Origin of the sequence: Nocardia sp. 852002-51101_SCH5132738 (assembly GCF_001665695.1) — a bacterium.
In the GTDB taxonomy this organism is placed as follows: Bacteria; Actinomycetota; Actinomycetes; order Mycobacteriales; family Mycobacteriaceae; genus Nocardia; species Nocardia nova.
This window is the reverse complement of sequence record NZ_LZML01000180.1, coordinates 1-5,194: the sequence shown is the minus strand read 5'-3', so window position 1 is coordinate 5,194 and position 5,194 is coordinate 1. Positions and strand designations below refer to the sequence as shown.

The 5,194-nt window shown below is 56.0% G+C and carries 2 rRNA genes; both read left to right on the top strand.

From position 1 onward, the window contains the following. Positions 1-199 precede the first annotated feature (199 nt). A 16S ribosomal RNA gene (locus A5789_RS26680) occupies positions 200-1,716 on the top strand. 322 nt (positions 1,717-2,038) lie between these two features. Further along, positions 2,039-5,151: ribosomal RNA gene (locus A5789_RS26675) — 23S ribosomal RNA — on the top strand. The 16S and 23S rRNA genes sit together here, the layout of an rRNA operon. Positions 5,152-5,194: the final 43 nt, after the last annotated feature.

Here is a 5,194-nt window from a genome sequence, read left to right as displayed (position 1 = left end):
GTGCGTGTGTTCTTTGAGAACTCAATAGTGTGTCGATGAATGTCAGTGCCAAATATTTATTTTGGTTCCGTTCATCCTCCCCCCGTGAGGGTGACGGACATTTTTGTCAGCTAATTTTCCGGCTGGCGTTTAAGTTAGGTTTTCGGACTCTGGTTCGAGATACTTCTGATTGGCTGCTTCGGTGGCAAATCTAGAGTCTTCAACGGAGAGTTTGATCCTGGCTCAGGACGAACGCTGGCGGCGTGCTTAACACATGCAAGTCGAGCGGTAAGGCCCTTCGGGGTACACGAGCGGCGAACGGGTGAGTAACACGTGGGTGATCTGCCTCGCACTCTGGGATAAGCCTGGGAAACTGGGTCTAATACCGGATATGACCACGGATCGCATGGTTTGTGGTGGAAAGATTTATCGGTGCGAGATGGGCCCGCGGCCTATCAGCTTGTTGGTGGGGTAATGGCCTACCAAGGCGACGACGGGTAGCCGACCTGAGAGGGTGACCGGCCACACTGGGACTGAGACACGGCCCAGACTCCTACGGGAGGCAGCAGTGGGGAATATTGCACAATGGGCGAAAGCCTGATGCAGCGACGCCGCGTGAGGGATGACGGCCTTCGGGTTGTAAACCTCTTTCGACAGGGACGAAGCGCAAGTGACGGTACCTGTAGAAGAAGCACCGGCCAACTACGTGCCAGCAGCCGCGGTAATACGTAGGGTGCGAGCGTTGTCCGGAATTACTGGGCGTAAAGAGCTTGTAGGCGGTTCGTCGCGTCGATTGTGAAAACTTGCAGCTCAACTGCAAGCTTGCAGTCGATACGGGCGGACTAGAGTACTTCAGGGGAGACTGGAATTCCTGGTGTAGCGGTGAAATGCGCAGATATCAGGAGGAACACCGGTGGCGAAGGCGGGTCTCTGGGAAGTAACTGACGCTGAGAAGCGAAAGCGTGGGTAGCGAACAGGATTAGATACCCTGGTAGTCCACGCCGTAAACGGTGGGTACTAGGTGTGGGTTTCCTTCCACGGGATCCGTGCCGTAGCTAACGCATTAAGTACCCCGCCTGGGGAGTACGGCCGCAAGGCTAAAACTCAAAGGAATTGACGGGGGCCCGCACAAGCGGCGGAGCATGTGGATTAATTCGATGCAACGCGAAGAACCTTACCTGGGTTTGACATACACCAGAAAGCCGTAGAGATACGGCCCCCCTTGTGGTTGGTGTACAGGTGGTGCATGGCTGTCGTCAGCTCGTGTCGTGAGATGTTGGGTTAAGTCCCGCAACGAGCGCAACCCTTATCTTATGTTGCCAGCGCGTAATGGCGGGGACTCGTGAGAGACTGCCGGGGTCAACTCGGAGGAAGGTGGGGACGACGTCAAGTCATCATGCCCCTTATGTCCAGGGCTTCACACATGCTACAATGGCCGGTACAGAGGGCTGCGATACCGTGAGGTGGAGCGAATCCCTTAAAGCCGGTCTCAGTTCGGATCGGGGTCTGCAACTCGACCCCGTGAAGTTGGAGTCGCTAGTAATCGCAGATCAGCAACGCTGCGGTGAATACGTTCCCGGGCCTTGTACACACCGCCCGTCACGTCATGAAAGTCGGTAACACCCGAAGCCGGTGGCCTAACCCTTGTGGAGGGAGCCGTCGAAGGTGGGATTGGCGATTGGGACGAAGTCGTAACAAGGTAGCCGTACCGGAAGGTGCGGCTGGATCACCTCCTTTCTAAGGAGCACTTCTCCAGGCATGCCAACACAGGTTGGAAGTTGTTCTGGCAGAGACCGTTTCGGCCTCACATGTAGGCCGGCGGAAGCTCATGGGTGGAACACTGACATGCGCCTCGACGATGCCCGGAGCCCGAGTGCTTCGGGTTCGGGGATGTAATCGACACACTGTTGGGTCCTGAAAGAACAGACGTTCTTTCCAGGCAAAAAATACGACTTGCTCGGATTTTCTGAGAAACTGCTGGCTTTGCCGGTAAGTCCTGATGTCCTATCCGGGTGGGTGTGTTGTTTGAGAACTGCACAGTGGACGCGAGCATCTTTGTTAGTAAGTGTGTAAGAGCGTACGGTGGATGCCTTGGCACCAGGAGCCGATGAAGGACGTAGGAGGCTGCGATAAGCCTCGGGGAGCTGTCAACCGAGCTGAGATCCGAGGATTTCCGAATGGGGAAACCCAGCACGAGTGATGTCGTGTTACCCGCCGTTGAATATATAGACGGTGTGGAGGGAACGTGGGGAAGTGAAACATCTCAGTACCCACAGGAAGAGAAAACAATAGTGATTCCGTGAGTAGTGGCGAGCGAAAGCGGAAGAGGCTAAACCGGTTGTGTGTGATAGACGGCAGTCGTTGCATAGCCGGGGTTGTGGGACTTGCTTTCTCAGATCTGCCGATCTGGGCGACAGTCAGAAAAGATCGCGTTAGTCGAATTGGTCTGGGACGGCCAACCGTAGACGGTGAGAGTCCGGTAGACGAAAACGTGTTCTCTGTTGTAGCAGGCACCCGAGTAGCAGCGGGCCCGTGAAATCTGCTGTGAATCTGCCGGGACCACCCGGTAAGCCTGAATACTCCCTGGTGACCGATAGCGGACTAGTACCGTGAGGGAAAGGTGAAAAGTACCCCGGGAGGGGAGTGAAATAGTACCTGAAACCGTGCGCTTACAATCCGTCAGAGCCTTCGATTCGTCGTGGGGTGATGGCGTGCCTTTTGAAGAATGAGCCTGCGAGTCATCGGTGTGTGGCGAGGTTAACCCGTGTGGGGTAGCCGTAGCGAAAGCGAGTCCGAATAGGGCGTTTGAGTCGCATGTCATGGACCCGAAGCGGAGTGATCTACCCATGGCCAGGGTGAAGCGACGGTAAGACGTCGTGGAGGCCCGAACCCACTTAGGTTGAAAACTGAGGGGATGAGCTGTGGGTAGGGGTGAAAGGCCAATCAAACTCCGTGATAGCTGGTTCTCCCCGAAATGCATTTAGGTGCAGCGTCGCGTGTTTCACACTGGAGGTAGAGCTACTGGATGGCCTAGGGGGCCCACAAGCTTACCGAAGTCAGCCAAACTCCGAATGCCGGTGTGTGAGAGCGCGGCAGTGAGACTGCGGGGGATAAGCTTCGTAGTCGAGAGGGAAACAGCCCAGATCGCCGGCTAAGGCCCCTAAGCGTGTACTAAGTGGAAAAGGATGTGGGGTCGCTGAGACAACCAGGAGGTTGGCTTAGAAGCAGCCACCCTTGAAAGAGTGCGTAATAGCTCACTGGTCAAGTGATCCTGCGCCGATAATGTAGCGGGGCTCAAGTACACCGCCGAAGCCGCGGCACTCAGTCATACAGATCGCCTTCGGGCCAGTCGACTGGGTGGGTAGGGGAGCGTCGTGTAGCCAGGGAAGCAGCGGGGTGACCTAGTTGTGGAGGCTGCGCGAGTGAGAATGCAGGCATGAGTAGCGAAAGACGAGTGAGAAACTCGTCCGCCGAATGACCAAGGGTTCCTGGGCCAGGTTAATCCGCCCAGGGTGAGTCGGGACCTAAGGCGAGGCCGACAGGCGTAGTCGATGGACAACGGGTTGATATTCCCGTACCCGTGTATCCGCGCCCAATGGCGAATCATCTGTGCTAACCATCCAAATGTGGACGGATCTCCTTCGGGAGACCTGAAGCGGCTGCATGGGACCCTGGGTGTAGTAGTCAAGCGATGGGGTGACGCAGGAAGGTAGCTGGGCCCGGTGGTGGATTACCGGGTGTAAGCCTGTAGGGCGTTGTGTAGGCAAATCCGCACAGCATGTGCCTGAGAGGTGATGCGTAGCCGGTTGAGGTGAATTCAGTGATCCTATGCTGCCGAGAAAAGCCTCTAGTGAGTTGGTACACGGCCCGTACCCCAAACCGACACAGGTGGTCAGGTAGAGAATACTAAGGCGATCGAGATAACTGTGGTGAAGGAACTCGGCAAAATACCTCCGTAACTTCGGGAGAAGGAGGGCCCGATCTGGTGATGAGTCTTGCACTCGGAGCTGGGTTGGGTCGCAGAGACCAGAGAGAAGCGACTGTTTACTAAAAACACAGGTCCGTGCGAAGTCGTAAGACGATGTATACGGACTGACGCCTGCCCGGTGCCGGAAGGTTAAGAGGACCGGTTAGCGCAGTAATGTGCGAAGCTGAGAATTTAAGCCCCGGTAAACGGCGGTGGTAACTATAACCATCCTAAGGTAGCGAAATTCCTTGTCGGGTAAGTTCCGACCTGCACGAATGGCGTAACGACTTCTCTGCTGTCTCCACCACAGACTCGGCGAAATTGCATTACGAGTAAAGATGCTCGTTACGCGCGGCAGGACGAAAAGACCCCGGGACCTTCACTATAGCTTGGTATTGGTGTTCGGTACGGTTTGTGTAGGATAGGTGGGAGACTGTGAAGCGGGCACGCCAGTGTTCGTGGAGTCGTCGTTGAAATACCACTCTGGTCGTATTGGACCTCTAACCTCGGGCCATGATCTGGTTCAGGGACAGTGCCTGGTGGGTAGTTTAACTGGGGCGGTTGCCTCCCAAAATGTAACGGAGGCGCCCAAAGGTTCCCTCAGCCTGGTTGGCAATCAGGTGTTGAGTGTAAGTGCACAAGGGAGCTTGACTGTGAGACTGACAGGTCGAGCAGGGACGAAAGTCGGGACTAGTGATCCGGCACCGGCATGTGGAAGCGGTGTCGCTCAACGGATAAAAGGTACCCCGGGGATAACAGGCTGATCTTCCCCAAGAGTCCATATCGACGGGATGGTTTGGCACCTCGATGTCGGCTCGTCGCATCCTGGGGCTGGAGTAGGTCCCAAGGGTTGGGCTGTTCGCCCATTAAAGCGGCACGCGAGCTGGGTTTAGAACGTCGTGAGACAGTTCGGTCTCTATCCGCCGCGCGCGTTAGAAACTTGAGGAAGGCTGTCCCTAGTACGAGAGGACCGGGACGGACGAACCTCTGGTGTGCCAGTTGTCCCGCCAGGGGCACGGCTGGTTGGCCACGTTCGGAAGGGATAACCGCTGAAAGCATCTAAGCGGGAAGCCTGTTCCAAGATGAGGTTTCTCACCCCTTTAAGGGGGTAAGGCCCCCAACAGACCATTGGGTTGATAGGCCAGAACTGGAAGTGCGGTAACGCATGGAGGTGACTGGTACTAATAGGCCGAGGACTTACCAACAAAGCTGCTACGCGTCCACTGTGCGGTATCTGAAACAACACAC